This window comes from Planomonospora antibiotica (assembly GCF_014647955.1).
In the GTDB taxonomy this organism is placed as follows: domain Bacteria; phylum Actinomycetota; class Actinomycetes; order Streptosporangiales; family Streptosporangiaceae; genus Planomonospora; species Planomonospora parontospora.
On record NZ_BMQE01000011.1, the window covers coordinates 108,750 to 135,588 of the forward strand.

Below are 26,839 nucleotides of genomic sequence, written 5' to 3' on the forward strand. Positions count from 1 at the left end.
GGAGACCTGGCTGTGGCTGATGCGCCACGTACGGAACGAGGGCGGGCCCGCCGAGGACGACCGGGGCCTGATCATCGAGGCACCGGCCGTGCTGTTCGAGATCGCCGAACTCGGCTGGGACGACCCGGTCCTGAGAGCGCACGGCGACCCCGGGAAGATCACCCTGTACTCCAGCAAGTTCAGCGAGATCGCGGTGGTCCCGCCGTTCAAGTACAGCTACGGCGGCAGGATCCGCGGCCTGCAGGGCGTGGACCAGCTCGGCTGGGTCACCGGGCTGCTGCGCGCGCGGCCGTACAGCAAGAGCGGGTGGATCTCGCTGACCGTGCCGGGCGAGCGGCCGGACGCCGTGCCCTGCCTGACCGGCCTGGCCTTCCGGATCCGGGACGGGCGGCTGGCGATGACCGCGACGTTCCGGTCGCAGAACGCACTCACGTGCTACCTGAACTACGTGCCCCTGCGTAGTATCCAGAACGAGGTCGCCGACGACCTCGGGGTGGGTCGTGGGTCAATGAGGGTCTTCGTCGACGTTCCTCACATCTATGTCGCCGACGCGGCGGCGGTCGAGGAGATCCTCGGGCGTTCGGAGCGCGATGGGCTCGGCGAGGGAGCGGCGTTACCAGGTCCTGCTGGTCGATCTGGACGGGACCGTGGTCGACTACGCCCGGACGGAGGACTGCGCACTCCGTGAGGTCCACCGCCGCTTCTTCCGCGGCGGCCCGGTCGGTCGGGACGGCCCGCACGACTCAAGCGGCCCGCACAGTTCAGACGGCCCGCACGACTCAAGCGGCCCGCACAGTTCAGACGGCCCGCACGACTCAAGCGGCCCGCACAGTTCAGACGGCCCGCACGATCCGGGCGGCCCGCCGGACCTGCGGGACCTGCCGGCGTTCCTGCGTGCCTTCCACACGGCCAACCAGCCCCTCTGGGCCGCCTACCGCGAGCGCCGGATCGACCTGTCCGAGCTGCGCCTGGAGCGCTGGGCCCGGCTGGGCGCCGGTCCCGGCGTGGCCGCCGCGTTCGAGGAGGCCCTCGGCCGCGGGACCGTGCTGTTCCCGGAGGCGTACGGTGCCCTGCGGCGGCTGTCGCGGCGCTTCCGGCTGGCGCTGGTGACCGACGGCATCGCCCGCGTCCAGCGGGTCAAGCTCCGCCGTACCCGGATCGAGCGGTTCTTCGAGCACGTGGTGATCGCGCCCGAGGTGGGCCTGCGCAAGCCCGACGGCGCGCTGCTCCACCACGCGCTCTCCCTGCTGGAGGCCAAGCCCGACGAGGCCCTGATGGTCGGCGACTCCCCGGTGAGCGACGGCGGCTGCGCGCGGGAGGCGGGAGTGGACTTCTGCTGGGTCGACCGGACCGGCGCCCCACCCGTCCCGGACGTCCCCGTCCGTCTGACCGTCCCGCACCTCGCCGCCCTGTGAACCCCGGCGTCCTCCGCACCTCGCCGCCCTGTGAACCCCGGCGCCCTCCGCACCTCGCCGCCCTGTGAACCCCGGCGCCCTCCGGACCCTGATACCCGCTGAAACCGCGGGCCCGTGACATCGCCGGGCCCACCCGCACGTCCACCGCGCGGATGCCGGGTGTCCGGTCACGCGAGATCAGGCGATTGATGCCCTTTCCGTCTGATAAGCCCATTACCTACCAGTATGGTGTGCGAGTGAACGGGACGAAGACCTACCGAATCGTGCTGGTCGCCGCGGGTCTGGCGGGACTGCTCTGCACCTGGCTGGCGGCGTCCGATCCGCTCAACCCGCCGGTCTACTTCACCGTGCAGAGCAACATCATGCTGGTGGCCTACCACGTCTGGCAGCTGTCGGGCCGGGGCGTGCCGTCGGCGTTCCTCAAGGGCGCGGTGACCCTGTTCATCTCCATCACCGGCCTGGTCGCCCATTTCATCCTGACCCACGGCGCGAGCCCCCTGGGACTGCTCCCCGACGGCCGGGGAAACGACGTCCAGGACATGGGCAACCTGCTGCTGCACTACATCACACCGATCATGGCCTTCGCCGACTGGCTGCTCTTCGACCGCGCTCTGCGCCCGGGATGGAGCAGGCCGCTCGTGTGGCTGGCCTACCCCGCCGCCTATCTCGTCTTCGCACTGACCCGCGGCGCCCTGCTCGCCCCGGGCACCGAGCGACGCTACCCGTACCCCTTCCTCGACGTGGACCGGCTCGGCTACGACGGCGTCGCGCTCCAGGCGGTCTTCCTCACGGCCGGCTTCGCCGTCCTCGGCTACGTCCTCGTCGCCCTGCACCGCCTGGCCTCCCGCACGGCGACGCCCCGGATCCCGTAGCGGACCCGGGGCGCCGGAGCAGCCTCAGCGGAAGCGGCGCAGGCGGAGGCTGTTGCTGACCACGAAGACCGAGGAGAACGCCATCGCGGCGCCGGCGATCATCGGGGTGAGCAGGCCGAGCGCGGCCAGCGGCAGCGCGGCCACGTTGTAGGCGAAGGCCCAGAACAGGTTGCCCTTGATCGTGGCCAGGGTCCGGCGCGACAGGCGGATCGCGTCCGCGGCCACCCGCAGGTCGCCCCGGACCAGGGTCAGGTCGGAGGCCTCGATCGCCACGTCGGTGCCGGTGCCCATCGCCATGCCGAGGTCGGCCTGGGCCAGCGCCGCGGCGTCGTTGACGCCGTCGCCGACCATGGCGACCGTGCGGCCCTCGGCCTGGAGCCGCTTGACCACGTCCACCTTGTCGGCGGGGAGCACGTCGGCGATGACCTCGTCGATGCCGACCTCGGCGGCGACCCGGCGGGCCGCCTCCCGGTGGTCGCCGGTGAGCAGGACCGGGTGCAGGCCCAGCCCGCGCAGGGCGGCGACCGCCTCGGCCGAGGTGGGCTTGACCGCGTCGGCGACGGTGAGCACCGCGCGGGCCCGCCCGTCCCAGCCGACCGCGACCGCGGTCTCGCCCCGGACCTGTGCCTCCTCCAGCCCCCGGGCCAGGTCGGCGGGCAGGTGCTGGGACCACTCGGCCAGCAGCTGCGGGCGTCCGACGAGCACGGCGTGGCCGTCCACGACGCCCTGCACGCCCAGGCCCTCCACGTTGGCGAAGTCCTCGACCTTCGCGGTGGACTCCGCGGCGCGGGCGATCGCCTGGGCGATCGGGTGCTCCGAGGCGGACTCCAGGGCGCCGGCCAGTCGCAGGACCTCCGCGCGGCTCTCCCCCTCGGCGAGGAGGACGCCGGAGAGGGTCATCTTCCCCGTGGTCACGGTGCCGGTCTTGTCCAGGACGACGGTGTCGATCCGCCGGGTCGACTCCAGCACCTCGGGGCCCTTGATCAGGATGCCGAGCTGGGCGCCCCGGCCGGTGCCGACCATCAGCGCGGTCGGGGTGGCCAGGCCCAGCGCGCACGGGCAGGCGATGATGAGCACCGCGACCGCGGCGGTGAAGGCGGCGGCCGCGCCGGTGCCGGTGCCCAGCCAGAAGCCCAGGGTGGCCAGCGACAGGGCGATCACGATCGGCACGAAGACCCCGGAGATCCGGTCGGCCAGCCGCTGCACCTGCGCCTTGCCGTTCTGCGCGTCCTCCACCAGCCGTGCCATCCGGGCGAGCTGGGTCTCGGAGCCGACCCGGGTGGCCCGGACCACGAGCCGTCCGCCGGCGTTCACGGTCGCGCCGACCACGGCGTCGCCGGGGCGGACCTCCACCGGCACCGGCTCGCCGGTCAGCATCGAGGCGTCCACCGCCGAGGAGCCCTCCTCGACCACGCCGTCGGTGGCGATCTTCTCGCCGGGCCGTACCAGGAAGAGGTCGCCGGCCGCCAGCCGCTCGGCCGGGACGCGCTCGCCCGAGGCGAGGGTGACCTCCTTGGCGCCCATCTCCAGCAGCGCGTGGAGCGCGGCGCCCGCCCGCCGCTTGGAGCGGGCCTCGAAGTAGCGGCCGGCCAGGATGAAGGCGATCACTCCGGCGGCGGCCTCGAAGTAGATGTTGCCCGACCCGTCGCCCCTGGCCAGGGTGAACTCGAAGCCGTGCCGCATGCCCGGCATGCCGGCCGTGCCGAAGAACAGGGCCCAGAGCGACCAGCCGAAGGCGGCGAGCGTGCCGAGCGAGACGAGGGTGTCCATGGTCGCCGCGCCGTGGCGCAGGTTGGTCCAGGCCGCCCGGTGGAACGGCCAGCCGCCGTAGAGCACGACGGGTCCGGCCAGCGCCAGCGAGAGCCACTGCCAGTTGTCGAACTGCAGCGCCGGGACCATCGCCATCGCGACGACCGGGACGGAGAGCGCGACCGAGGCGACCAGCCGCTGGCGGAGCGGCGCGAGCTCGTCGCGCTCCCCCTCCTGCGGCTCCTCCCGTACGGCGGGCAGCTCGGCGGTGTAGCCGGCCTTCTCCACCTCGGCGACCAGGTCCTCGGGGCTGACGCTCCCGGCGTAGACGACCTTCGCCTTCTCGGTGGCGTAGTTGACCGTGGCGCTCACGCCGTCCAGCTTGTTGAGCTTGCGCTCGATCCGGTTCGCACAGGAGGCGCATGTCATACCGCCGATGGCGAGCTCGATCTCGCCGCCGCCGGCGGGCGGCCTGGTGGTGGTCGTGGACATGGCCTCTCCTCTTGCTCGTCGATCCATCGTGCGCGGCCCGGGGCCGCAGGCGGTAATCGGGGTGTCCGCCGCACCTCTCACCCCAGGGAACGTCTAACCCCCCGGGGGTATTCCTCGGTCAGTGACCGTGCCCGTCGGCGCCGTGCGACGCCTCGGGCGCCGGGGTGGCGTCCCCGCCCTCGTCCCCGTCCCGGCCCTCGCCGCCGCCCTTCGCACCGCTGCCGTCCCGGCCCTCGCCGTCGCCCTTCGCACCGCTGCCGTCCCCGCCCCCGGGTCCGTCACCGGACCGGTCCGCCCCGGGTCCGCCGCCGGACCGGTCGCCGTCGCCTCCGGCCGGCGCCGGCGTGCCCGCGGTGACCGCGGTGAACTCGGCGGTCCGGACCTCGCCGCCGTGCTTGAAGTCGAGGAACAGGCGGTAGGCCCCCGCGCTGGGCACCTCGGCGTGGAAGGTGATGCCGGGTCCGGCCGGGGTCTTCCCGTCGCCGGGCTCGCCTCCCGGGTGGACGTGCAGGTAGGCCAGATCGCCGTCGCGCAGCGCGACGAGGTGGCCGTAGGCGCCCAGGTAGGGCTCCAGGTCGGTGACCGGCTCGCCGTCCCTGCTCACCGAGAGCGTCAGCGCGCTCGACCGGCCGGGGACCAGGTCGCCGGCGAGGGTGACCGTGTAGCCGTCCACGGTCGCGGTGCGCACGGGCCCGCCGAGGGGCTCGGGCCGGTAGTCGCCGGGGGCCGACAGGTCGGTGCCGAGCGTCATGCCCGCCGCGCCCTCGGGGGCGAAGTCGGCGAACGCGCGGTATTCCCCCGGCGCGGGGAGGGTCAGCGGGACCGACCAGGTGCCGTCGGCCTCCCTGCTCGGGTGGAGGTGCTGGAAGCCGGTCAGGTCCCGGCGGACCACGATGAAGTGCAGCTCCTTCTCGTGCTGCGGGGTGAACCGGGTCACCGGGCGGCCGTCGGGGCCGGTCACCGAGAAGCGGAAGTCCGTCTCCTCGCCCGGCTCGACCACGTCCGTCCTCGGCACCAGCGTGTATCCGCCCGCCGACACCTGGAGCCCGCCGGGCAGCCCGGCCGCCCCGGCGGATCCGGTGGCCCCGGTGGCCCCGGCCGCCCCCTCCTGCCCGGCGTGCGCGCCGCCCGCGTGGCCCGCGCCGCCGGAGGCTCCGGCCGTCGCGTGCCCGGCCGCCACGCGCCCGGTCTCCCCGACCGGCCCGGCGAGCTTTCCGGCACCGAACGCGCCGCCGAAGACGGCGGCCAGCCCGAGCACGTACGCCCCCACCTTGGTCGCGCCGTTCATCTCTCCCCCTCTCCGCATACCCCTATAGGGTATATCCACGTTCCCAGAATGCCACAGCGGACCGCGGAAGGCAACCCCATGGGGGTATGAGTACGGTCGGCGGTGTCAGCGGACGAACGGGGCCAGCAGACCGGGGACGGACTCCTCCGCGAAGGCCAGGCCCTCCGCGACGGAGACGTCCACGACCTTGTACGACCCTCCGCCCGCCGCCGTCGTCGCCGCCAGGGTGATCAGGCCCGCCCGGCGCTGGAAGGGCGACCGGCCGACCGTCCAGCCGATGATCGAGGTACGGCGCAGCGCCACGGTCCTGCGCCGGGCGGTGCCGTACCGCGTGACGAGGTAGGGGCCGTGGAGACCGTGGCCCAGGTTGCGGTAGGCGTCGAGGGCCAGGAGCAGGGCGGCGGGGAGCAGGGCGGGACCGGCCAGCCAGAGGAGGCCGGGGACCCAGCTCAGCCAGGCGGCGAGCCCGCCCAGGACCGCGGAGACGACCATCGGCGGCCAGAACGCCCGGACGACCCTGCGGCGGAGCGCGGCACGGGGGTGGGCGGCCAGCGGCGCCAGGGTGGGCGACGCCTTCCCGGACACCTCTCCGACCGCCTCCGCGGACGCCTCCGCGGACGCCTCCACGGGCGTCGGTGCAGGCGCCTCCACGGGCGGCTCCGAGGACGCCTTCTCCACAGGTGCCGCTGCGGGCATCGCTGCGCACGTCGCTGCGGCGAGCACGGCCGCGGCGACCCGGTGCGCCTCGGCGCGCGGGGCGGGCGGCAGCAGGACGACCGACTCGTCCTCGCCGAGGCCGGTGGCCACGGCCTTCAGCCTGGCCCCGCCGCCCCAGCGCAGCGGCAGCGGCTCGGCCAGCTCGACCCCGTACAGCCGGCGCTCCTCCAGAGTCACGGATCGCGTGGTCAGCAGGCCGCGCCGGATCGAGAACGCGCGGTCGGGTTCACGGGTCAGCCGGAAGTTCCACCACGACTCCACGTACAGCAGCAGGGCGCCGGACAGGCCGATGGAGAGCACGATCGCGACCGCGACGGCCGCGACCACGAACGGGTCCGTCGCGGTGACGCGGCTCCAGAGGTCGCCGAGGAAGCCGACCTCGGCCGGATCGACCCCGAAGGCGTCCAGCACCCGGAAGAACACCCCGAACGGGGCCAGGCCGATCAGCAGCGACCAGCTGCTCAGCAGGGCGTAGCGGATCCAGGCGGGACGCAGCTCCGCGATGACGGAGTCCGCCGGATCCGTACGGCCCAGCAGCTCCACCCGGAGCAGGCGGGCGGCGGCGCGGGAGACCCCGTCGAGGACGAGCCCCTTCCCGTCGTCCGTCCGGCCCGTACCGATCGTGACCGTGGCCAGGCCGAAGAACCTCCGCAGCGGGTCGGCCGTGAGGTCGACGCTGCGCACCCGGTCGCGCGGGACCGAGCGACGCCTCCGGAAGACGAGCCCGGAGCGGAACTCCACCCGCTCGGCGGTGACCCGGTACCGGGTGGTCGCGTAGCGGACGAGACCGGCCACCGCGATCGCGGCGAAGACCACGAGGATCACGCCGAGCGTGACGGCCGCCTGGAGGCCGAGCCCGTCCCGGGCGAACGGCAGCGTCATCGCGACGGGCGCCGCCGGCCCGAGCGACCTGGCCAGGGTGAACCGGAGCAGCCGCGGGTCGAGCCGCGACCACCGCGCCCTGGACCCGTCGTCCCCGGCGTCGGCGCCCCTGCTGTTCTCGGCGTTCTCCGCGGCCACGGCGTACCCGGCGTTCCGGGCGCTCCCGGTGCCGTCGGCGACCTCGGCGTTCCGGGCGTTCCCGGTGCCGTCGGCGACCTCGGCGACCTCGGCGACCTCGGCGGCCGCGGTGTCTCCGGCACCGCCGGCGTACTCGTCCCGTCTCATGCGGCGTCCTCCGGAACGGCCTGGGTGCGTGCGGTGAGGCGCTCGGCGAGCTCGGCGGCGAGGACCCGGTCGATCCCGTTGATCTTGATCGCCCCGGCGGCCGAGGCCGTGGTCACGGTCACCCCGGCCAGACCGAAGATCTGCTGGATCGGGCCCCTGACCGTGTCCACGGTCTGGATCCGGGACATCGGGGCGACCCGCCACTTGTGCCAGATCCATCCGGAGGCGGTGTAGACCGCGTCGTCCGTGATCTCCCAGCGGTGCACGCGATGGCGCACCCGGGGCATCACCAGCGTGTAGACCAGGCCGGGCACGGCGATCACCAGGGCCGGGAGCAGAAGCCAGAACCGGGCGGGCGGGATCAGCAGGCCGAGGAGGAGCAGGACCAGCACGGGCGGGGCGACCAGCACCAGCGCCTGGCCGGTCCACCAGCCGATCGCGCGGCCGTCCACCGGGTGGCGCGGGGGACGGAGGCCGGACGGCGGCTCCCCGCCCGCGGGCGGGCCGGGCGGGGAGACGGGTCCGGAAGACGCCGGCCAGGAGGCGAGCCCGGGGCCGGACGGGGAGACGGGCCGGGAGACGGGCGGGGAGACGGGCCGGGGGCCGGGCTCGGGGGGCATCATCGTTCCTTCCGGGTCGCGATGTCGAAGGTCGTGACGAGTTCGCGCGCGTAGGCGTCGAGGTCGACGTCGGGGTAGGCCGCCATCTGGGTGAGCACGCCGTCGACCGCCTGTTTCACCGTGACGGCCATCACCCGGGCGGAGAACTCGCGGAACTCTCCCGCCAGCTGCCCGAACCGCAGGATCTCCTCGACGGAGGCCAGTTCCGGCTCGTTGGCGGTCGTGTCGAGCCTCGGCCTGCCGTCGTCGTGGCGGAAGGCCGACCAGATGTCCAGCAGGGCGATCATGTGAGCCCGGTGGGTCCGGTAGAACTCGACGGTCGACTCGATGTAGGCGGCGAGCATGGCCGCGGCGGTGGTCTGGGCCTCGACCCGCGGGCGGGTGAAGGCGTCGCCCAGGGTGAACGCCTCGTCGACCACCTGCTGGATCAGCTCATCCTTGCCCTTGAAGTGGTAGGAGATCACCCCCTTGCTGATCCCCGCCCGCCTGGCGATCGACGCCAGCGACGCCTGCGCGTAGCCCACCTCGGCGATCACCTCGATCGCGCAGGCGACGATCTGCGCCCGCCGCGCCGTCTCGATGAAGGATCGCCCTTCTTGGCCGATCGGCTCATTTTTTGACCGCATGGCCAGAAAATAGCACATGCGGTCATTTCATCGGGCTCGTCCGCAGTGCGGTCAGCCCGGCAGCCGCCTGACCCGCTCGGAGGCGGGGTCGTAGAGCGGCTCGGCGACCACGGACGCGTCCGTCCAGGTCCCGGTGACGCCCACCTGGACCCGGTCCCCGGGGGCCAGGCCGGCGGGCAGGTAGGCGTAGGCGATCGAGTGCTCGACCCGGTGGCCGTACCCGCCGCTCGTCACGCGGGAGGCCGGCTCGCCGCCGATCCGGACCGGCTCCCCGCCCAGGCAGACCTGCCGGGGGTCGTCGAGGACCAGGCAGCGCAGCCGCCGCGCGGGTTCGGCGTCCCGCAGCAGGGCCTCGCGGCCGAGGAAGTCCTTGTCCCGGGCGACCGCGAAGCCCAGGCCCGCCTCCAGCGGGGTGGTCTCCGGGGTGATGTCCAGGCCCCAGACCCGGTAGCCCTTCTCCAGGCGCATCGAGTCGATCGCCCGGTACCCGCCGGGGCGCAGGCCGTACGGCGCGCCGGCCCGCATGAGCGCGTCCCAGAGCGTGAGGCCGTACTCCGACGGGCAGTACAGCTCCCAGCCGAACTCGCCGACGAACGTGACCCGCTGGGCCAGCACCGGGACGTTCCCCACGCTGATCTCTCTGGCCCGCAGGTAGCCGAAGGCCAGGTCGTCGGGGGAGAGAGCGCCGAGGACGTCCAGCGCGCGCGGGCCCCACAGGCAGTAGCAGGCGTGGGCGGAGGTGACGTCGCGCACCTCCAGGCCGTGCCCGCGCAGCCAGGCGGCGTCGTGCACGCCGAAGGCGGTCCCGGTGACCAGGCGGAAGCGGTCGGCGGCCAGGCGGGTGACGGTCAGGTCGGCCTCGATGCCGCCGCGGGCGTTGAGCAGCTGGGTGTAGACGACCGAGCCGACGGGCCGGTCCAGCTCCCCGGCGCAGGCCCGCTGGAGCCGTTCCAGCGCGCCGGGGCCGGAGACCTCCAGCTTGGCGAACGAGGTCTGGTCGAACAGTCCGGCCGCGTCCCGCGTGGCCAGGCACTCGGCGCGCACGGCCGGCGACCAGATCCGCCCGGCCCACCCCTCCGGCCGGAGCCCCCTCCCCCTGGCCCTGTGGACGCTTCCCGCACCGTCCGCACCGCCCGGCCGGGCGCCGTCCTGCTCCGCACCATCCGCACCATCCGCACCGCCCGGCCGGGCGCCGTCCGGCTCCGCGTCGTCCTCCGGCGGCCCGTCCCCGGCGTTCGACCCGAACCAGTTGACCCGCTCCCAGCCCGCCTTCTCACCGAACGCGGCGCCCAGCTCCGCGTGCCGTACCCAGGCGGGGGAGCGGCGCAGCGGCCGGGCAGCGGTGCGCTCCTCGCCCGGGTAGACGATGTCGTAGTACGTCGAGTAGGCGTCCAGGGCCCTGGACCGCGCCCAGGCGGCCGACCGGGCGTGGCCGCCGAAGCGGCGCAGGTCCATGCCGAACAGGTCGTACTCGGGCGTGCCGTCCGTGATCCACTCGGCCATGACCTTGCCCACGCCGCCCGCCGCGGCCAGCCCGTGCACGCAGAAGCCGGCCGCCGCCCACAGGCCGCGCACCGGGGTCGGGCCGAGCAGGAACTCGCCGTCCGGCGTGAACGCCTCGGGCCCGTGCACCACCTTCACGATCTCCGTACGGCCCAGCGCCGGGACCCTCCGGACCGCCGACTCCCACGACTCCTGGAATTTCGCCATGTCGGCGGGGAACAGCGTCCGGGGCTCCGCCAGGGGCGCGGGCGTGTCCCAGACCTCGGGGGTCCGGATGTACCCCCCGACGAGGATCCCCCCGGCCTCCTCCCGGAAGTACACGATGTTGTCCGGGTCCCGCACCGTGGGAATGGAGGAGGAGACCCCGAAAGGCTCGGTGACGACGTACTGGTGCTTGATCGGCACGACCGGGATGTCCACCCCCGCCAGCCGCCCCAGCCGCCCGCTGGCCGCCCCGGCGGCGATGACGACCGTCCCGGTCCGGACGGACCACTCCTCGATCCCGGAACCCGCCCCCGGAACCGCCTCCGCCGCCGCTCCCGCTCCCGCGCCCGGCTCCGTCCCCGGAACCGCACCCGTCCCCTTCCCCGTCCCCGGAACCGCTCTCGCATCCGTCCCCGCTCCCGCGCCCGGCCGCGCGGTCCGGGCCAGCCGCACCCCGGCGACCTCACCGTTCTCGATGTCGAACCCGGTCACCTCGGTCCCGGTGAGGATGCGCGCGCCCAGCTTCTCCGCCCCCGCGGCCAGCGCCCTGGCCAGCAGCGCCGGGTCGAGCCGGCCGTCGCCCGGCAGCCAGAGCGCGGCCCGCACGTCGGCCGTCTCCAGCAGCGGCAGCCGCTCCCCCGCCTCCGCCCCGGAGAGCACCGCGACGTCCAGCCCGTAGGTCTCCGCGGCCCCGGCCAGGCGCAGCGACTCCTCCACCCGCTCCGGCGTGGTCGCCAGCCGGAGCCCGCCCACCCCGCGCCAGCCGGGGTCCAGGCCGGTGAGCTCGGCCAGCTCGGGATAGAGGCCGGCCGAATACATGATCATCTTCGTCTGGGTGACCGTGGAGCGGAGCTGGCCCACGAAACCGGCCGAGTGCCAGGTGGTCCCCTCGGTGAGCCCGTGCCGCTCCACCAGGAGGACCTCGGTCCAGCCGAGCCTCGCCAGGTGGTAGGCCACGCTGCAACCGGCCACGCCGCCGCCGATCACGACGGCCCTCGCGGAGTCGGGATGTCCCATGTCCAGAGCTCCTCTGTAACGACTCGTCCGCAGAATCGGATCAATGGTCTGAAGGTAGGCCAAAGGAGTGCGGCATGCCAGACGCTCTCGCGCGCGTCCGCGAATGGGCGGGACAACCCGTCACCGAGACGCCGCTGGCGGGCGGCCTCAGCCACCGGGTCGCCCGGGTGGACGCCGCCGACGGGCGGCGCTGGCTGCTGCGGGTCCTCGACCCCCGGGTCTCGGCCGCCGGCCTCGGCATCCCGCTCGACGACGAGATCGCCAACACCCTCCGGGCGGCCGAGGCCGGGGTCGGCCCGCGGGTCCTGCACCGCATGCCCGGCGCCCTGCTGCTGGAGTACCTCGACGGCGTCACGCTGGACGCGCGGGCCGTGCGGGCCCTGCCCGGTCCGATCGCGGCGGCCTGCCGCCGCCTGCACGCCGGGCCCCCGTTCGTCGGCGGCTTCTCGGTCTTCCGCAAGCTGGAGGAGTTCCTCGCCCTGTGCCGCAGGCACGGCCTGCGCACCCCCGGCGGCTACGAGGCCGCGCTCCCGGCCGCCGCCGAGATCGAGCGCGCGCTGGCCGCGCGCCCGCTGCCGGCCGTGCCCTGCCACAACGACCTGCTCCCGGCGAACCTCATCCTCTGCGGCGGCGAGGTGCGGATCGTCGACTACCAGCTCTCCGGGAACGGCGACCCGGCCTTCGAACTGGGCGACATCGCCGCCGAGGCGGAGTACGACCCGGACCTCACCCGCCGGCTGGCCCGGGAGTACTTCGGCGAGGACAGCCCGCGGCTCGCCGCCCGGGTCCGGCTCAACCTGATCATGTCGAACATCACCTGGACCCTCTGGTTCTCCGTGCACCACGGGCTGCTGCGCGAGCAGGCCGCCGCCGCCGGCTTCGACTACGGGGCCGAGGCCGCCGGGAAGTTCGCGCGGGCCGTACGGGACCTCGGCGACCCGGGGTTCGGGCGGCTGATCGACGACGTCCGGGGCGCGAGCCCCGGATCCCCACCCCCCGCACGACGCAAGGAGTCTTGAATGACCGAGCCGGCCCCGGTGGACGAGGACGCGAGACGACTCGCCGAACTCGGCTACAAGCAGGAGCTCTCCAGGACCTGGAGCGGCTTCTCCAACTTCGCCATCTCCTTCTCGATCATCTCCATCCTCGCCGGCTGCTTCACCACCTTCGGCCAGGCCTGGAACAACGGCGGCCCGGTCGCCATCTCCTGGGGCTGGCCGCTGATCTCGGTCTTCATCCTGATCATCGGCCTGTGCATGTCCGAGCTGGTCTCGGCCTACCCGACCGCCGGCGGCATCTACTGGTGGGCGGCGAAGATGGGCCGGCCGGTGCACGGCTGGTTCACCGGCTGGTTCAACCTCATCGGCCTGATCGCGGTCACCGCCTCGGTCGACTACGGCTGCGCGACGTTCATGAACATCACGGTCAACCGGTTCGCGCCGGGGTTCGAGGTCTCGCTCGGCAACACCTTCATCCTGTTCGCGGTCGTCCTGGTGCTGCACGCGCTGATCAACGTCTACAGCCACCGGCTGATCTCGGTGCTGCAGAACGTCTCGGTGTGGTGGCACGTGTTCGGCGCCGCCGCCGTCGTGCTGATCCTGGTCTTCGGGCCCGACTCGCACCAGTCGATGTCGTTCGTCTTCACCGAGACGATCAACAACTCCGGTTTCTCCGACACGTCCTACTGGTTCTACGTGCTCCCGCTCGGCTTCCTGCTGACCCAGTACACGATCACCGGTTTCGACGCGTGCGCGCACGTGTCGGAGGAGACCCAGGGCGCGTCCACGGCCGCCGCCCGGGGCCTGTGGCAGTCGATCTTCTACTCGGCGATCGGCGGCTGGATCGTGCTGCTCGCCTTCCTGTTCGCGGCCACCGACGTGCAGGCGGTCAACGAGGCGGGCGGCTTCGTGGGCGCCGTCTTCGACTCGGCGCTCCCCGGCAACCTGGCCACCGCGATCTTCGCGATCTCCACCGTCGGCCAGTTCTTCTGCGGCATGAGCTGCGTGACCTCGATGTCCCGGATGACCTACGCCTTCTCCCGGGACGGCGCGATCCCCGGGTGGCGGCTCTGGTCGAGGGTCGACGCCAACCGGACCCCGGTCAACGCGATCGTCTTCGGCTGCGTGCTGGCCCTGGTCCTCACCCTGCCCGCGCTCTACGAGGCCCCGAACGGCCTGCCGCTCGCGTTCTACGCGGTCGTCTCGGTCGCGGTCATCGGGCTCTACCTCGCGTTCCTGATCCCGATCTGGCTCCGGCTGCGGATGGGCGACCGCTTCGAGCCCGGCCCGTGGACGCTGGGACGCAGGTACAAGGTGATGTGCTGGATCGCGATCATCGAGATCGCGGTCGTCTCGGTCTACTTCGTCATGCCGCTGGTCCCGGAGGCGGTGCCGTTCGGCGAGGACTTCACCTGGACCGCGGTGAACTACGCGCCCATCGTGGTGGGCGTCATGGTCCTGAGCGTGGGGCTGTGGTGGGCGCTGTCGGCCCGGCACTGGTTCACCGGGCCGCGCCGTACGGTCGACGACGACGCCGCCACCGACGAGCCCGAGCCCGTCTCCTGATCCGGCCCGGGCGCTCCGGGCCCGCCGGGTCCCTCCCCCGGCCCGCCGGACCCGGAGCGCCCCGGCCCCGCCCGCCGCGCGGCCGGAGCGGAGCCGGTGAGCGGTGGAGGCCGCCCCGGAGACCACCACGGCCGCCCCGGAGACCGCCGCGGGGTCAGCGCGCCTCGAAGGCCGCCGCCACCGCGTCGCGGACGCCGTCCATGGCGGTCGCGACGCCCTCGTTGGCCAGCGAGGTCATCTCCACCTCCGGCATGCCGCAGGGCACCGCCCAGTTCCACGGGGTCAGGTCGCCGTCGACGTTGAGGGCGAACCCGTGGCTGGTGACGCTCCGGCTCTGGCGCATGCCGATCGAGACGATCTTCCGCCCGGTCGCGCGCGTCCAGACGCCGGTGAGCAGCTCGGAGCCGGGCGGGGTGTCCCGCCGCTCGGCCGGGACCCCCAGGGCGTCCAGCGCGCCGACGAGCCGGAGCTCGACCTCGCGCACGTAGTCGACGATCCCCTCGCCCTCGCCGAGCTTGACGACGAGGTAGCCGACCAGCTGGCCGGGGCCGTGGTAGGTGAGCTGGCCGCCGCGCCCGGTGCTCACGACGGGGATGCCGCGGGACGGGTCGGGCAGGTGCTGCTCCGGTGTGCGCCTGCCGACGGTGTAGACGGGATGGTGGCTGAGCAGCCAGAGCGTGTCCGGCCGCTCGTCGCGCTGCCGCTCGCCGACCAGCTCGGCCATCCGGTCCATGGCCTTCTCGTAGTCGACCAGGTCGTCCTGGATCAGTGACAGGGGGCGTCGCCTCATGCCCCGAGTCTATTCAGCGTCCGTAGACGGTCTCCGGCGCCTTCGGCATGAGGATCCACAGGGCCACGTAGGCGATCCAGAGCGGCCCCGGGATGAGCGAGAGCACCAGCCAGAGCACCCGGACGAGCGTGGGGGGCAGGCCGAGGCTGTCGGCGATCCCGCCGCAGACGCCAGCGATGATCTTGTGCTTTCTCGAACGGTGCATGGTCTCTCCCCGGTTCGTCGGTCTTCATCTGTCAGAACGAGCGACGGAGAGATCCCCGTTCCCCGGACGTCCCTGAGAAAACCCTGACAGGGTCGGCGGTCCCGGCACCGCCGGACATCCATGACACTTCGGCCCCGCATCGACCGGATTCTGTAACTATTCGCGCAACTCCCCGTCAGCTCCTCTATGCGTTGGCGATTGATCACGGTACGTTCCGCTCTAGTACGGAATGGGGACCCCCCAAGCAGACTCCCGAGGAGCGTTATGCGCCTGAAATTCCGACGCGGAGCGGCCCGAGGCCTCACAGTGGCCACCATGGCCACGGCCCTCGCCCTTCCCCTCGCCCTCACCACACCGGCGAGCGCGTCCGCGGTCGACGTCCCCGACGTCCTCGCCACCGCCATGACCTACCAGGTCAAGGGCAAGAACGTGCACAAGCACCTGGAGAAGTTCCAGGAGATCGCCACCGCCAACGGCGGCAACCGCGCCGCGGGCAGCCCCGGCTACGACGCCTCCCTCGCCTACGTGCAGGACAAGCTGCGCCGCGCCGGGTACAGGACCTCGACCACCGACGTCGAGTTCCCGCTCAGGTGGGAGGAGTTCTCCCCCTCGGTCCTGCAGCAGACCGCCCCCGAGGCCAAGACCTACACGGTCGGCACCGACTTCGTGACCGTGCACTCCTCCAGCGGAGGTGACGTCACGGCGGAGGTCCAGGTGGTCGACGCGGTCATCCCGGTGCCGGAGACCCCCAACACCTCCACCGCGGGCTGCGAGGACGCCGACTTCGCCGGGTTCGTCCCCGGCCGGATCGCGCTGCTCCAGCGCGGCACCTGCCCGTTCGTCGACAAGGCCACCAACGCCAAGGAGGCGGGCGCGGCTGGTGTGATCTTCTTCAACGAGGGCCAGGCGGGCCGCACCGACCCGCTGGAGTTCGACATCGTCGAGTGGCGCCTCGGCTTCCCGATCGTGATGGCGAGCACCGCGGTCGGCCTCGACCTGGCCGACAGCCCCGGCACCACCGTGCGCCTGAAGGTCGACGCCGCCACCACGGTCGGCAGGACCAAGAACCTCATCGCCGACTCGCGGTGGGGCAAGAAGGGCGAGATCGTGATGGTCGGCGCCCACCTGGACGGCGTGCCCGAGGGCGCCGGCATCAACGACAACGGCTCCGGCAGCGCCGCCATCCTGGAGACCGCGCTGAAGCTGGCCAAGGTGCCCACCAAGCACAAGCTGCGCTTCGCCTTCTGGGGCGCCGAGGAGCTCGGCCTGCTCGGCTCCGAGCAGTACGTCGCGGGCCTGTCCCAGGCGGAGAAGGACAAGATCCGGCTCTACCTGAACTTCGACATGGTCGCCTCCCCGAACGACGTCACCTTCCTCTACGACGGTGACGACTCCGACGCCGAGGGCGCGGGCGCGGGCCCGGCGGGCTCCGCCGAGATCGAGAAGCTCTTCGAGAAGTACTACGCCAAGCGCCGCCTGGGCTTCGAGGGCACCGACTTCGACGGCCGCTCCGACTACGGCCCGTTCATCGCCAACGGCATCCCCTCCGGCGGCATCTTCACCGGCGCCGAGGGCATCAAGACCGAGGAGCAGGCCGCGAAGTTCGGCGGCACCGCCGGCGCGCCGTACGACCCCTGCTACCACGCCGCCTGCGACGGCATCACCAACATCAACGCCGCCGCGCTGGAGCGCAACTCCAAGGCGATCGCCTACGCGACCACCTTCTACGCCTACGACCTGTCCACCATCCCCGACCGGAACGCCGCCGCCCTGGCGAAGTCGGCCGCCGCTCCCGCCGCCCACGCGCACGGCAAGGACGGCAAGCACGTCGAGCCCGCCAAGTAACCCGCCCGGCAACCCGCCGGAGCGGTCCCCGGCCGGGGCCGGGGCCGTGAACCGGCCCGGGTGACCGGCCGGGGTCGTCGACCGGCCGGGGCGGGACGCACCGCGCCCCGCAAAGCGCACCACCATGCTGTACGGCGCGCACCCCCACCCAGGGGTGCGCGCCGCTCGGGGGAACCCTTCCACCTCCGACCCGAGGAGCACGATGCGCACTCTCCGGTCCATCGGGATGGCGGCGATCCTGGCCGTCCCGCTGGCACTCACCCCCCTGATGATCCCCACCGCGTCGGCGGCCGCCCCGCCCGACATCCCCCTCTCGGCCGTGAAGGCCCACCTGACCCAGTTCCAGTCCATCGCCACCGCCAACGGCGGCAACCGCGCCCACGGCCGTCCCGGCTACCGGGCCTCGGCCGACTACGTCAAGGGCCTGCTGGACGGCGCCGGATTCACCACCACCCTGCAGCCGTTCACCTACGGCGGCGCGACCGGCTACAACGTCATCGCCGACTGGCCGGGCGGCGACCCGAACGACGTCCTCATGGTCGGCGCGCACCTCGACAGCGTGACCTCCGGCCCCGGCATCAACGACAACGGCTCCGGCAGCGCCGCCATCCTGGAGACCGCCCTGGAAGTGGCCCGCCAGGGCCTCACCCCGGCCAAGCACCTGCGCTTCGCCTGGTGGGGCGCCGAGGAGCTGGGCCTGCGCGGCTCGCAGTACTACGTGAACAACCTCCCGTCCGCCGAGCGCGCGAAGATCAAGGGCTATCTGAACTTCGACATGGTCGGCTCGCCCAACGCCGGCTACTTCGTCTACGACGGCGACAACTCCGACGGCACCGGCTCGGGCCCCGGCCCGGCGGGCTCCGCCCAGCTGGAGCGGACGCTCCAGGACTACTTCGCCTCGATCGGCGTGCCGACCCGGGGCACCGACTTCGACGGCCGCTCCGACTACGGTCCGTTCATCGCCGTCGGCATCCCGGCCGGAGGCACGTTCACCGGCGCGGAGGGCACCAAGACCAGCGCCCAGGCCACCCTGTGGGGCGGTACGGCGGGGCGGGCGTTCGACCCCTGCTACCACCGGTCCTGTGACACGATCACCAACATCAGCGACACCGCGCTGGACCGCAACGCCGACGCGATCGCCTACGCCGTGTGGACGATCGCCACGGCCGTCCCGCCGCAGGCCGTCTGGCAGGACACGTTCGAGACGGCGACCGGTTGGACGGCGAACCCGTCCGGCACCGACACCGCCACCTCCGGCCAGTGGGAGCGCGGGGACCCGGCGGCCACCTCCTCCAGCGGGACCAAGCAGCTCGGCACCACGGTCAGCGGCGTCAACGACCTGGTCACCGGGCGCCTGGCGGGCTCCTCGGCCGGGGCCTACGACATCGACGGCGGCGTCACGAGCATCCGGTCGCCGGAGATCGCCCTGCCGGCGGGCGGAGCGCTCAGGCTCCGCTTCTCCTGGTACCTGGCGCACGGCTCCAACTCCTCCAGCGCGGACTACCTGAGGGTGAAGGTCGTCGGCCCGTCCGGGACGACCCAGGTGTTCCAGCAGCTCGGCGCGGCCACCGACCGCGACGGCGCCTGGAGCTCCGCGGAGGCCGACGTCTCGGCCTTCGCCGGGCAGACCGTGCGGATCCTCGTCGAGGCGGCCGACGCCTCGGGCGCCTCCCTGGTGGAGGCCGGGGTGGACGACGTGTCGATCATCCGGCCGTAGGGGATCCCGCCGGTGCGCGACACCGTCGCCGGGCGGCGGGGCGGAGATCGCCCGCGCCGTCCGGCGGCCGTCGCGCACCGGCGGGCAGCACATCCCCTCCATGCCCCAATGGAACTCTTTAATGCTAAATGGGCTATGCGTCCAGATTTGCGCCCCAGCCTGTGGGCAGTCTCCAGACGGAGTACGGACCCTCTCGCACGGCGAGGAGAAGACCATGACCCAGCCACAGCAACCGGAGCTTCGCAGATCCGGCGGGGCGCCGACCAACGACGAGAACCTCGACGTCATGCCCGAGACGCCCAGCGGAACCGCGGCCTCCGGGGGCCGGCCGCACGGCACGGACAAGGGCAACAAGGGCGGCGGGGAGGGCGGCGGTGTGCCGCCGGACCAGCGGCCGCCGCACCCTGCGTGACCGTGCGCCGCGAGCCGGTGTCCACCGAAGGAGGTGGACACCGGCTCGCGCGTTAAATATTACTGTTTGTCCGTTTTGTGAGGGGTAGGAAATCCGGCAAGCGCGAGCAGAGGAGGACCCATGAGCAAGACGGTGGCCGATGTGATGACGGCCGATCCGGCGACCCTCGACGCGAGCCAGCCCGTGTCCGTCGCGGCTCAGCTGATGGTCAGCGAGGACACCGGAGCGGTGATCCTCACCGACGACGGCCATGTCAGCGGGATCGTGACCGACCGCGACATCGCCGTCCGCGTCGTGGCCCAGGACAAGGGCCCCGACACCCCGGTCCGGGAGGCGTGCAGCGAGGAGCTCACGACGGTCGGGCCCGACACCAGCATCGAGCAGGTCGTGCAGCTGATGCGCGACAAGGCGGTGCGGCGGGTGCCCGTGGTCGAGAACGACCACGCCGTCGGCATCGTGAGCATCGGGGACCTGGCGATCGACCGCGACTCCGACTCGGCTCTGGCCGACATCTCCGCGGCGAAGGGGAACCGCTGACGACGCGTCGGCCGGGGCCGCCGCCCGGCGGTCCCGGCCGTGCCGTGTCCGAAGGCCCCGGCCGTGCCGTACCCGGCGGGGTGGGCGTGCCGGCCGCCCGCACGCTCCGGGCATGAGACGGGCGTACCGGGGAACCGTCGACCAGCACGGGGAGACGAGGTGAACGCCATGGTGTCGCGACCATCCACCATCACCAGCCTGTCGGAGCTGACGGCACTGCTGGACGAGCGGCGGGGCCTGTTCATCCGGTGGTCCAGGGACCTGGAGAGGGACGAGGCCAGCGGGTGCAGCCGGGACTCCCTCACCGGGGCCGCGCTGCCGGGCCTGTCCGCCAATCCCCTGGACGTCGAGGACTGGTGGGGGGACCGGCCGGTCCGGTTGTGGGCGGCCCGCCGCCTGCACGACTACTCCCATCTGCGCCGCGAACGGGGACCCGGGGTCAGGGCATGGGTCCTGTCCGGGCGGGAGGTGGGCCGGGGGCCCGACAACGAGCCCCTCATCGCGTGCGACGAGGCCGTGGCGACCGTCGACGACGCCGTCATGGAGGAGGCCGAGCGGCTGATCGACAGCCAGGGCGCCGACGCGTGGGGCCCCCTGGACCGGGAGTCCGGTTCACGCGCCGGCTGACCCCGGCACCGCCCGGTCCCGACCGACCCCGGCACCGCCCGATTCCGTTCCGGCCCTCGGCCGACCCCGGCCCCGGCCCCGGCTGATCCTGGTCCTGTCCGGACCGGACCGGGCCGGGCGGGGTCGGGCTCTCAGCCTTATGGCCGAGTCACGGCCGTCCCATGCCTCCGCTAACCTCGCCTAGGTCACGCAGGCGCGGTAGGGAAGGCATCCACGTTGATCGGCTGGTTCGAAGCGGTGGTCCTCGGACTCCTTCAGGGACTGACGGAGTTCCTGCCCATCTCCTCCAGCGCCCATATCCGGGTCGTCTCCGCCTTCCTCGGCTGGCCGGATCCGGGCGCCGCCTTCACCGCGGTGATCCAGCTCGGCACCGAGGCCGCGGTGCTCATCTACTTCCGCAAGGAGATCTGGGAGATCATCTCCACCTGGACCCGGGCCCTGTGGACGCCCGCGCTGCGCGCGCACCACGCCGCCCGCATGGGCTGGTACGTGATCGTCGGCACGCTCCCGATCCTCGTCCTGGGCCTGCTGTTCGAGGAGAAGATCGACACGATCTTCCGGGACCTGCGTCTGATCGGCACCACGCTGATCGTCTTCGGCCTGATCCTCTGGCTCGCCGACCGCAAGGCCCGCGACAAGCTCACGCTGGAGCGGCACCTCAGCTTCACCCACTCCGTCGTCTACGGCCTCGCCCAGTCCCTTGCCCTGATCCCGGGCGTCTCCCGCTCCGGCGGCACGATCACCGCGGGCCTACTGCTCGACTACCGCCGTGAAGAGGCCGCGAAGTACTCCTTCCTGCTGGCCATCCCCGCCGTGCTGGGCGCGGGCGTGCTGAAGCTGTTCGACATCGGCGAGGAGCAGGCGCCCGCCTGGGGGCCGACCATCCTGGCGACCGTGATCTCGTTCGCGGTCGGCTACGCGGCGGTCTCCTGGTTCCTGAAGTACATCAGCACCCACCGCTTCACCGGCTTCGTGATCTACCGGGTGGTCCTCGGCGTGGTGATCATCGCCCTGGTGAGCTTCGGCGTCCTGGACCCCTCCGCGGGCCAGGGGTGACCCGTGCGGGGCCGGTCCCCGCCCGGAGTCTGTCATGGTCGGTGACGGTAACGGCACAGTGATCAGAAATGCCTGACATGTCCGGCCATGCCGGGCAAGATTGCCGGTGATGAACAGGCAACCGCCTCCGGACACCGGCGTCCCACCGCACCGCATCGGGGTCTACACTCCGGTCCGCCGCCTCGGCGAGGGCGGCATGGGCATCGTCCACCTGGCGCGCGACCCCGCGGGCCGGCAGGTGGCGCTCAAGGTCATGCGCCCCCAGCTCGCCGCGCAGGAGGAGTTCCGCCGGCGCTTCCGCAAGGAGGCGGAGGCCGCGCAGAAGGTCGCGCGCTTCTGCACGGCGGCGGTGCTCGACGTGGGCATGGAGGACGGTCAGGCCTACCTCGTCACGGAGTACGTCGAGGGCGCGGACCTCGCGACCGTCATCGAGGAGCAGGGGCCCGTCACCGGGTCCAACCTGGACGCCCTGGCCGTCGGGGTGGCCACGGCCCTGTCGGCCATCCACCGGGCGGGGGTCGTCCACCGGGATCTCAAGCCGTCGAACATCCTGCTCAGCCCGGTCGGGCCGCGCGTCATCGACTTCGGCATCGCCCAGCTCGCGGAGACGGCCGGCGGGGACACCAGCGTGGTGATCGGCACCCCTTCGTACATGTCCCCCGAGCAGGTCAACGGCGAGCGCGTCACGGCTGCGGCCGACATCTTCGCGTGGGGCTGCGTGGTCGCCTACGCCGCCACCGGCCGCCCCCCGTTCGGCGGCGGGGCCGCTCCGTCGGTCCTCTACCGGGTCGCCCACCACGCCCCGCACCTCGACGGACTCGACGAGCGGCTGCGCCCCCTCGTCGAGCGGGCGCTGGACAAGGACCCCGCCCGCCGGCCCACCGCCCAGCAGCTCATCGACCGGCTCCTCGGCCAGGAGGAGGTGGCGGCCGAGGCCGCGACCAAGGCGGTCAGCGACATCTGGACCCCGGCCCGGCTCCGGGTCCCCACCCGGATCGCGTCCGGCTCCGGCTCCGACTCTCCGGTCACCGGCTCCCGGAGCCGGTGGACGGTGCCGGTGCTCGCCGCGGTCACCGCGCTCGCGGTCGCGGCGGCCGTGCTCTCCTTCGTCCTCCAGTCGGGCGCGGGCGGGCGGAAGCCGTCCGGGAACGGCCTGCCGGTGGGCCGGGACCTCCAGATCGACGGGATCCCCCTGCACGTCGAGATCGCCTCGCTCACCCGCAAGGGGCAGGGGGTGACCCTGCAGTGGTCGGTCCGCAACACCGGCACCAGCGACTGGAACCCGTGGGTCGCGTTCGGGTCGCAGTCGGCGACGTCCCCGTTCTACTACAACAGCACTGCGGGCGTGATGCTGGTGGACCCCTCCAGCGGCAAGAAGTACGGCCCCACGACCGACGGGGACACCTGCTCGTGCAGCCCCACCACGGGGGACCTCGCGCCGGGGGACACCGAGTCGTACTACTCCGTCTTCACCGGGGTGCCCGAGTCCGCGGAGGAGCTGGGCGTCCAGATCCCCAGTGTCGGGCTGTTCGCGAACGTGCCGATCTCCTCGTAGTGCTCCTCGTTCCGACCGGCCGGATCCGGCGGGTTGAATAGGGGTCGTGACGGCGGACGGACAGGACCACAGCGGGCAGACGCCAGGCGGGCCGGGCCACAGCGGACGGCCTGCGGACGGGCCGGGGAGCACCGGGCGCCTGCGCTCCGAGTGGTCCGGCCTGCCCGTCCGGCACGCCCTGCCCGAGCTGCTCGCCGCCCTGGACGCGTGCGGCACCGCCGTGCTCGTCGCACCGCCCGGCACCGGCAAGACCACCCTCGTCCCGCTCGCCCTCGCCGGGCTCCTCGACGGCTCGGCCCGCAGCAGGGTGGTCGTGGCCGAGCCGCGCCGGATGGCCGCGCGGGCCGCGGCCCGGCGCATGGCCTGGCTGCTGGGCTCGGAGGTCGGCGCCGAGGTGGGATTCTCGGTCAGGGGCGAGCGCCGGGCCGGCCCGGGCACCGTCGTCGAGGTCGTCACCACCGGCGTCCTCCTCCAGCGCCTCCAGCGCGATCCCGAGCTGGACGGCGTGCACGCGGTCCTGCTCGACGAGTGCCACGAGCGCCACCTGGACGCCGACACCGCCCTCGCGTTCCTCCTGGACGTGCGCGCGACCCTCCGCCCCGACCTGCGGATCCTCGCCACCTCGGCCACCGCCGACGCCGGGCCATGGGCCCGCCTGCTCGCCACCGGACCGGAAACCGCACCCGGCCCCGGCATGCCGGAGCCCGCGGCACCGATCATCCGCGCCTCCGGCACCATGCACCCCGTCACCCCGGTCTGGGCCCCGCCCACCCGGCCGGTCACCCCGCCGCACGGCCTGCGCGTCGACCCCGCCTTCCTGGCCCACGTCGCCGACGTCGTACGGCGGGCGCTCGCCGAGCACGACGGGGACGTGCTCTGCTTCCTACCCGGGGTCGGCGAGATCGGCCGCGTCGCCGGGATGCTCGCCGACCTTGAGCGCTCCGGCGGTCCGGAGGGAGGCGGCCGTGCGGGCCGTCTCGGCGCACCTCAAGACGGCGGCCGCACGGACCGCCCCGGCGAACCGCAGGGCGGGCGCCCGGACCGTCCCGGCGGTCTGCGGATCCTCCAGGTCCACGGCCAGGCCCCGGCCCGCGTCCAGGACGAGGTCCTCTCCCCCGACCCCGGCGGCGCCCGGCGGGTGGTCCTGGCGACCTCCGTCGCCGAGTCGAGCCTCACCGTTCCCGGCGTCCGGATCGTGGTCGACTCCGGCCTGGCCCGCGAGCCCCGCACCGACCACGCCCGCGGTCTCGGCTCGCTCACCACCGTCCGCGTCTCCAGGGCCTCCGCCGAGCAGCGGGCCGGGCGGGCGGGCCGGGAGGCCCCCGGCGTCGTCTACCGGTGCTGGTCCCCCGCCGAGCACGACCGCCTCCCCGAGCACGCCCGGCCCGAGATCGCCCTCGCCGACCTGACCGGGTTCGCCCTCCACGCCGCGTGCTGGGGCGACCCGTCGGCGGCAGGCCTGGCTCTGCTCGACCCGCCGCCGCCCGCCGCGCTGGAGGCCGCGCACCGCACCCTGCGCGCGCTCGGCGCCCTCATGACACCGGACGCCCCGAACGCCCCGGGCGGGGCGAACGGCGCAGCCGACACGCGCGGCGCGGACGGTGCAGGCGGCGTGGGAGCGGCGGGCGTCCCCGCCCTCTCCGGGGCCCGGGTCACCGACCGGGGCCGGCGGATGGCGGCGGCCGGTGTCCATCCGCGGCTGGCCAGGGCTCTCGTCGACGCCGGCGATCGGGCCGCCGAGGTCGTCGCACTGCTGTCGGAGCAGCTCCCCCGCGACGCGGGCGACGACCTGGTCGCGGTCTGGCGCGCGGTCCGCCGGGGCGGCGACGGGTTCTCCGCCCGCTGGCGCCGGGAGGCCGGGCGTCTGGCGCGCGCCGTACCGGGAGCGGGCGACGCCGGGGGCGGGGCCGGCGGGGGCGGGGCCGGCGGGGGGACTGGCAGGGGGACCGCGGGCACGGCCCCGGAGCAGGCGCGGCGGTCACGACCGGGCACAGCCCCGGAGCAGGCACGGCGGTCACGACCGGGCACGGTCCCGGGCGCCGGAGGGCCTCCGTCCGGCGGCCGGGCCGAGCGGAGCGACGACGCGGTCGCCGGGCTGGTGGTGGCGCTGGCCTACCCGGAGCGGGTCGCCAGGCGGCGGGGCGGGGCCTACCTGATGGCCTCGGGGACCGCCGCGGAGCTGCCCGCGGGCTCCCGGCTCGGCTCCGCGGAGTGGCTCGCGGTCGCGGTCGCGGACCGGCCCGCGGGCTCGGCGGCGGCGCGGATCAGGCAGGCCGTCGTGATCGACGAGGAGACCGCCAGGTCCGCCGCCGCGCCCCTGTACTCCGTCGCGGACGAGATCGCCTGGCGCGTCCCGCCGGGAGAGCGGAAGGGGGACGTCACGGCCCGCCGGGTCGAGCGCCTCGGCGCCGTCGAGCTCTCCGCGGTCCCCCTCCGCGACGCCGACGTCCGGCCCGCCCTGCTGGACGGCCTGCGCGCCGAGGGTCCGTCGCTCCTGCGCTGGGCCCCCGAGGCCGCGGCCCTGCGCGAGCGCCTGGCCTTCTGCCGCCGAGCGCTCGGTGACCCGTGGCCGGCCGTGGACGACGCCGCCCTGGTCGAGGCCGCCGACCTCTGGCTGGAGCCCGAGCTGTCCCGCGCCCGCCGCCGCGCCGACCTGGAGCGCCTCGACGCGGCCGCGGCCCTGCGCCGGCTGGTCCCGTGGAGCGCCCGTCTGGACGAGACGGCCCCCGAGCGGATCGAGGTGCCGAGCGGGTCGCGGATCAGGGTCGACTACTCCGGCGAGCGGCCGGTCCTCGCCGTCAAGCTGCAGGAGCTGTTCGGCTGGAACGACGCCCCGCGGATCGCCGGGGTGCCCCCGGTCGTGCACCTGCTCTCCCCGGCGGGCCGCCCGGCCGCGGTCACCTCGGACCTGGCGTCCTTCTGGCGCGAGGGCTACCGCGCGGTCCGCGCCGAGCTGCGGGGCCGCTATCCCCGGCACCCCTGGCCCGAGGACCCCCTGTCCGCCGTCGCCACCCGCCGCGCCAACCCGCGCCGCTGAGCCCGCTCCCAGGCCGTCAGGCGGTCCCGGGCCGTCAGACGGGCAGGCGGTCCCGGGTGGGGACGATGTCCTCGAACCGGGTGACGGGCATGTCCCTGGAGCGGATGGTGCCGCCGAGGGCCGCGGCGAGGGCCACGGCGGCCTGGTAGAGGCGTTCCAGCTCCGGGTCGTCCGGTCCGTCCGGGCGGAGCTCCAGGTCGACCAGGTGGTCGGTGTCGTCCGTCCAGCCGGGCTCCGGGTGGCTGTAGTGCACCCGGAGGCGTTCGTCCGCGCCGCCGACCCGGCACAGGCCCAGGTCGTGGTCGTGGTCGACGGCCCGCTCGCCGAGGACCGGGCGCACCAGGTGGGCCACCTCCTCGCAGTCGAGCGCCGCGCGCCCGCCCAGGTTCACCTCGACGTCCACCTGGTCGTCGTGCTCCTCCGGCGGGTACAGCGCCCCGCCCATCCGGCTGGCCAGGCCGTTCAGCAGGAAGGTCCCCGCCGTCCGGTGCCCGCCGCCGCAGGCGATGATCGCTCCGCGGCGGTCCGCGGGCACGCGCGCCCGGGCGGCGAGGCCCTCGGTGAGCTCGGCCCAGCGGACCCGGGTCCCCCGCACGACGAACCAGTCCCCCGACGACGTCAGGCCGGGGTCGTACTGGCGGAGCAGGCTCTCCAGCCGGGCCGGCTCCGGGGGCCGGTAGGTGAGCAGGGCGGGATGACGTCGTAGCTGGCGTGCCGTGCGATCGAGGAACCACATGCCTCCCAGTGTGCGGGGGTGCACTTGGGACTCACTTGCAGGACCGTGCCCGGCCGGGAGGACGCCCGCCGTACCGCTCGCGCACCCC

The 26,839-nt window shown here is 73.8% G+C and carries 22 protein-coding genes; 13 read left to right on the forward strand and 9 right to left on the reverse strand.

All coding sequences use genetic code 11. The features are described from left to right. The first annotated feature begins 19 nt into the window (after positions 1 to 19). The 3 genes from IEZ06_RS13280 (at position 20) to IEZ06_RS13290 (ending at position 2,287) form a co-directional block, all read left to right on the forward strand. A complete protein-coding gene (locus tag IEZ06_RS13280; RefSeq protein WP_189236994.1) occupies positions 20 to 688 on the forward strand; it encodes a thymidylate synthase in 669 nt (222 codons plus the stop codon). Next, positions 591 to 1,415, forward strand: coding sequence for an HAD-IA family hydrolase (locus IEZ06_RS13285; RefSeq protein ID WP_189236995.1), 825 nt, complete (start codon positions 591 to 593; stop codon positions 1,413 to 1,415). The genes IEZ06_RS13280 and IEZ06_RS13285 overlap by 98 nt, the downstream gene beginning before the upstream one ends. A 236-nt stretch (positions 1,416 to 1,651) precedes the next feature. Next, the gene (locus IEZ06_RS13290) at positions 1,652 to 2,287 is read left to right on the forward strand and encodes a Pr6Pr family membrane protein (RefSeq protein ID WP_189236996.1); all 636 of its coding nucleotides are present in this window, start codon (positions 1,652 to 1,654) and stop codon (positions 2,285 to 2,287) included. Between the two features lie 24 nt (positions 2,288 to 2,311). Here the strand turns inward: IEZ06_RS13290 and IEZ06_RS13295 are convergent, their stop codons facing one another. From IEZ06_RS13295 to IEZ06_RS13320, 6 genes are all read right to left on the reverse strand, one after another. Further along, on the reverse strand, positions 2,312 to 4,528 hold the full coding sequence (locus tag IEZ06_RS13295) for a heavy metal translocating P-type ATPase (RefSeq protein WP_189236997.1): 2,217 nt from the start codon (positions 4,526 to 4,528) through the stop codon (positions 2,312 to 2,314). Between the two features lie 118 nt (positions 4,529 to 4,646). Then, positions 4,647 to 5,834, reverse strand: coding sequence for a DUF8832 domain-containing protein (locus IEZ06_RS13300; protein ID WP_203871842.1), 1,188 nt, complete (start codon positions 5,832 to 5,834; stop codon positions 4,647 to 4,649). Between the two features lie 87 nt (positions 5,835 to 5,921). Then, entirely contained in the window at positions 5,922 to 7,700 is a 1,779-nt protein-coding gene (locus IEZ06_RS13305; protein ID WP_189236998.1) for a PH domain-containing protein, read from the reverse strand. After that, the gene (locus IEZ06_RS13310; RefSeq protein WP_189236999.1) at positions 7,697 to 8,320 is read right to left on the reverse strand and encodes a PH domain-containing protein; all 624 of its coding nucleotides are present in this window, start codon (positions 8,318 to 8,320) and stop codon (positions 7,697 to 7,699) included. Before IEZ06_RS13310 ends, IEZ06_RS13305 begins: the two co-directional genes overlap by 4 nt. Next, positions 8,320 to 8,946, reverse strand: a complete 627-nt coding sequence (locus tag IEZ06_RS13315; RefSeq protein WP_189237000.1) for a TetR family transcriptional regulator — start codon at positions 8,944 to 8,946, stop codon at positions 8,320 to 8,322. The genes IEZ06_RS13310 and IEZ06_RS13315 overlap by 1 nt, the downstream gene beginning before the upstream one ends. A gap of 51 nt (positions 8,947 to 8,997) precedes the next feature. After that, a complete protein-coding gene (locus IEZ06_RS13320) occupies positions 8,998 to 11,670 on the reverse strand; it encodes a GcvT family protein (protein WP_189237001.1) in 2,673 nt (890 codons plus the stop codon). 74 nt (positions 11,671 to 11,744) lie between these two features. Here IEZ06_RS13320 and IEZ06_RS13325 point away from each other — a divergent pair, with 74 nt between their 5' ends. Continuing rightward, on the forward strand, positions 11,745 to 12,689 hold the full coding sequence (locus tag IEZ06_RS13325) for a phosphotransferase (protein WP_189237002.1): 945 nt from the start codon (positions 11,745 to 11,747) through the stop codon (positions 12,687 to 12,689). After that, positions 12,690 to 14,234 (forward strand): amino acid permease, encoded by a 1,545-nt coding sequence (locus IEZ06_RS13330; RefSeq protein WP_189237003.1) that lies wholly within the window; start codon positions 12,690 to 12,692, stop codon positions 14,232 to 14,234. A gap of 154 nt (positions 14,235 to 14,388) precedes the next feature. Here IEZ06_RS13330 and lipB read toward each other — a convergent pair whose 3' ends face one another. Together lipB and IEZ06_RS13340 are read right to left on the reverse strand one after the other, a co-directional pair. Beyond that, a complete protein-coding gene (gene lipB, locus IEZ06_RS13335; RefSeq protein WP_189237004.1) occupies positions 14,389 to 15,024 on the reverse strand; it encodes a lipoyl(octanoyl) transferase LipB in 636 nt (211 codons plus the stop codon). A gap of 13 nt (positions 15,025 to 15,037) precedes the next feature. Beyond that, positions 15,038 to 15,229: a PspC domain-containing protein gene (locus tag IEZ06_RS13340; RefSeq protein ID WP_068896325.1), complete on the reverse strand. Its 192-nt coding sequence runs from the start codon at positions 15,227 to 15,229 to the stop codon at positions 15,038 to 15,040. 315 nt (positions 15,230 to 15,544) lie between these two features. Between IEZ06_RS13340 and IEZ06_RS13345 the strand changes: the two genes are divergently transcribed. The 8 genes from IEZ06_RS13345 to IEZ06_RS13385 all read left to right on the forward strand — a co-directional run bounded on the left by IEZ06_RS13345 (position 15,545) and on the right by IEZ06_RS13385 (position 26,015). After that, positions 15,545 to 17,074, forward strand: coding sequence for a M28 family peptidase (locus IEZ06_RS13345; RefSeq protein WP_229798069.1), 1,530 nt, complete (start codon positions 15,545 to 15,547; stop codon positions 17,072 to 17,074). A gap of 202 nt (positions 17,075 to 17,276) precedes the next feature. Beyond that, positions 17,277 to 18,791, forward strand: coding sequence for a M28 family metallopeptidase (locus tag IEZ06_RS13350; RefSeq protein WP_189237006.1), 1,515 nt, complete (start codon positions 17,277 to 17,279; stop codon positions 18,789 to 18,791). 214 nt (positions 18,792 to 19,005) lie between these two features. Next, the gene (locus IEZ06_RS13355; RefSeq protein WP_189237007.1) at positions 19,006 to 19,203 is read left to right on the forward strand and encodes a hypothetical protein; all 198 of its coding nucleotides are present in this window, start codon (positions 19,006 to 19,008) and stop codon (positions 19,201 to 19,203) included. Between the two features lie 120 nt (positions 19,204 to 19,323). Continuing rightward, on the forward strand, positions 19,324 to 19,740 hold the full coding sequence (locus IEZ06_RS13360; RefSeq protein WP_068896319.1) for a CBS domain-containing protein: 417 nt from the start codon (positions 19,324 to 19,326) through the stop codon (positions 19,738 to 19,740). Positions 19,741 to 19,908: 168 nt separating this feature from the next. Further along, complete coding sequence (locus IEZ06_RS13365) at positions 19,909 to 20,367, forward strand: DUF6098 family protein (protein WP_189237008.1); 459 nt, start codon at positions 19,909 to 19,911, stop codon at positions 20,365 to 20,367. A 216-nt stretch (positions 20,368 to 20,583) separates the two neighbouring features. Next, positions 20,584 to 21,423, forward strand: coding sequence for an undecaprenyl-diphosphate phosphatase (locus IEZ06_RS13370; protein ID WP_196466474.1), 840 nt, complete (start codon positions 20,584 to 20,586; stop codon positions 21,421 to 21,423). 109 nt (positions 21,424 to 21,532) lie between these two features. Continuing rightward, on the forward strand, positions 21,533 to 22,978 hold the full coding sequence (locus tag IEZ06_RS36270; RefSeq protein WP_203871844.1) for a serine/threonine-protein kinase: 1,446 nt from the start codon (positions 21,533 to 21,535) through the stop codon (positions 22,976 to 22,978). 139 nt (positions 22,979 to 23,117) lie between these two features. Continuing rightward, positions 23,118 to 26,015: an ATP-dependent RNA helicase gene (locus IEZ06_RS13385; protein ID WP_203871849.1), complete on the forward strand. Its 2,898-nt coding sequence runs from the start codon at positions 23,118 to 23,120 to the stop codon at positions 26,013 to 26,015. A 34-nt stretch (positions 26,016 to 26,049) separates the two neighbouring features. Here the strand turns inward: IEZ06_RS13385 and IEZ06_RS13390 are convergent, their stop codons facing one another. Next, the gene (locus IEZ06_RS13390) at positions 26,050 to 26,751 is read right to left on the reverse strand and encodes a hypothetical protein (protein ID WP_189237009.1); all 702 of its coding nucleotides are present in this window, start codon (positions 26,749 to 26,751) and stop codon (positions 26,050 to 26,052) included. Positions 26,752 to 26,839 lie beyond the last annotated feature (88 nt).